The organism is Anaerosporobacter sp. (assembly GCF_965301125.1).
On sequence record NZ_CBDLAM010000290.1, the window covers coordinates 1 to 3,227 of the forward strand.

General features: G+C 31.5%; 2 protein-coding genes. Both read right to left on the reverse strand.

Annotation, left to right across the window (positions count from 1 at the left end; translation table 11 throughout):
- Positions 1–192: 192 nt before the first annotated feature.
- On the reverse strand, positions 193–2,328 hold the full coding sequence (locus ACW2QF_RS18840; RefSeq protein ID WP_455717557.1) for an Ig-like domain-containing protein: 2,136 nt from the start codon (positions 2,326–2,328) through the stop codon (positions 193–195).
- Positions 2,329–2,836: 508 nt separating this feature from the next.
- Positions 2,837–3,227, reverse strand: a 391-nt coding sequence (locus tag ACW2QF_RS18845; protein ID WP_455717558.1) for a methyl-accepting chemotaxis protein, incomplete at its 5' end; no start/stop codon positions are given.

A 3,227-nucleotide genomic window follows, 5' to 3' on the forward strand; every position in this document is an offset into this window, starting at 1 on the left:
ATCAGCTGACTTGGTCTAGTATAGCAGAGTTGAAATCGTTTGTAAAGTACTTTTTTTATTTTTCTAATAAATTAATACGATATCTATTATGAGCATATCTTTAAATAATATACATAAAATTTCTCTCTTAATTAAAAAGATTCTTTCATAAGAGCAAACTATAGCTTTTATGAAAGAATCTCCTAGTATTGATTATTTAATCTTAATTGTTATTTTCTTTACCTTTGATCCACATTTTGCAGTTACAATTACTGTACCCTTTTTCTTTGCAGTAAGTTTACCTGTTTTAACATTAATAGTTGCAACCTTCTTATTATTTACACTATATTTGATTGAACCTTTTAATCCATATGCTTTAGCAACGATCTTTTGTGTTGCTCCTTTTTTCATTGTTGTAGATACTGTAGTGAATTTGACATATGGTTTCTTTACATTAAGTTTAATTGTTACACTATAATCAATTCCATTCTTCGTAATAACACCTTTTATAATAGTTGTTCCTGTACTCACCGGTGTAACGATACCTGTTTTACTTACTTTTGCAACCTTCGTGTTATCTGATTTAAACTTGCTGAATATAACAGTTCCATCAATCCCACTATAGCTTAGTCTCTTCTTCTGTCCAAGATAGATTGTTTGATTATATTTTGCATCTGGTGTATTTAACTCAACATATTTCGTTGTAGCTTCAATTCTTTCCCCGTCCACATAAAAGATTACTCGTTCTGACGATAGTATCTTATACTTTACTTTCAACGTAGTTGATGTACCACTAAACGATATAGTAAAGGATTTATCTTTATAATCGAATGTACATGGTTCTGGGTCAGCCCCTGTAAACCACTCTTCACTCTCATCAATAGCGCTTACCAAACCATCTGGTGTAAATGTTATACTTTTACCATCTATTCCTTCCCATACACTACTTGTACTAGAATAATTGAAAAAGTCAAACGCATCTTGATCACTCGTTAACGTTACCTTTTTTTCCTTAGTTTTTGATATAATACTATCTATTTTAGTGTCAGGTGTATATTTATACTCAATGGAAATTACTTTTCCATTCACAATATCAATTGATAAGCGGCCATCATAGTCCATATCCGCATATGTATGAAATTTATTCCCATCTACTTGTGGAATTAAATTATAGTATTCATAAAAAACATAGTTTTTTTCGCTACTATAGTTCCAATATTTATCAAATGGAAATTGTCCTTGTCTATCCTTATATCTTTTTTCATTCTTATATAAAGTAAGTACTGTGGCTTGTTTTGTTCCAACACGAACTTTACCTGGTAATTTATAATTAGCAGTTGTATCTCCATCAATAAACAACGTAGTAACAACTAGATTCTCTAACTTTTGAGGACTTTGTTCTCGATTTTCAATTTGTACTCGTATTCTTTGTTTACCTTTGGTCATGTATACGATTTCTTTATCACCATAATTTGAGCTATTTTCGCAATTAAAATATATATCTTGATATTCTTCTGGGAATTCCCAGCCATTCTCAATTAATTTAGACACAGGAACAGGCAATTGATAGTATTTCGAATCTAGTTCAAATGTGAATGAGGTTGCTTTACTTTCAACCTTAGTAGGTTCTGTATACTCTTTTTCTGTAATTACTTGCTTGTCCAGAATACTTCTTGTATCCAAAAATACGGATTCTATGCTACTCTCTACTAATTTCCCTTGGGCATCGTAATCGAATGAGACAGACGAATCTGCTATATAATAAAATAATGAATTTATATAGCTTTGTTCTTGAAAATGATAGCTTGTATATTCTTTATCATCCTTATAACTTGTATATGTTTCTATCGCATTTTCTGTTATCCCACCCATAAGATGTGGAGTCCCCATAATTTTCAACATCTCATCTACTGACATCTCGCTTGTAATTCCTTGTACAGTTAATACATCTGGTGTACCTTCCATACTATAGACAAGATAATTACTATAATCGTTGTTTGTTATGAGATTCACATTGATTCCTCTTACAGTGACTGCTTTGTTTTCCTTTACCAATATGTAATCAGTAAAAGTTTCCTCTCCAAATGTTAATGATTCATAATACAAAGGTGTTTTAATTGTCCAGCCATTTGATAAAATCTCTTTCATTGTTACTGGCAATGTGTATTCTACACCATCTAATGTAACATTATATTTTTTTACATTTTGTTTTGCTTGTTCTTTTTCTTGTTGATTTTCTTGCCCAATTGTCGTTTTAGCTTTTACAAGGTTACTCCCAGCTATAATACCAAAGCCTATTAGCAAGAATGCTACTATCATAAATTTCTGGATTCTTGTACTAATCTTCACTTACCCTTTTCCTCCCATTCTTCTCGTAAATTAGAAAATCGCGAAACTCTATAATCTTCTCAGCTTTATAGCTAACATGTTTCAACTTAAAACAACCGTATAATACCTTTCGTACTTTTAGTGTGTTCTATAGAGATCAAAAAGGTGATGTATGGACGCCTAACCAGTCTGAAATTATCCTGGTTGACAAATAAAAGGCGATTTTTGTACCTCATATAACGCACTTGCTAGACATTAAAATACTTAGGTATGTAGCCTGTTTTCGTAATCTTGCATCAGATATGAAGATTTAGAAAAAATGAATTTCGCAATTATCTATTCTCTTGTTATAGATGTAAATCCTATTAATTTACAATTCAAATTATACGCTTTAAAATCTCATATGTATACAAAGATCTTTGACCTTAAATAAATCTTAAGTATTGTAGTATCAAATATATATTAATTTCTACCCCAAATGTAAAAAGAGGTTGGTACACGGTTTTCTTCGTGTAACAACCTCTTAATTTTATTCTAGTACAGTATGTACCTGATCAAATAATTCTGATAATGTTTCTACTGATTTTTTAGCATCTTCTGTAATATCTCTTTGATATGCAACTTCATGTTCTACACTATGTGCTGCATCATTCGAAGCATAGGCAGCATCGAGAATCTTCTTGAATACTTCATTTACGCTAGCAGCCATGGTATTTTGTATATCAACAACCTCTAAAATCTTATTCATATCATTTCCCATACTTTCGTTAAAGGAAACAACTGATTTCATTGTATCAGAGATTTCCTTCGATGCTTTAGCTGATTGCGCTGCTAATTGATTTACTTGATTTGCAACTACCGCAAACCCACGTCCATGTTCTCCTGCACGTGCCGCTTCAATAGATGCATTTAAAGATAAC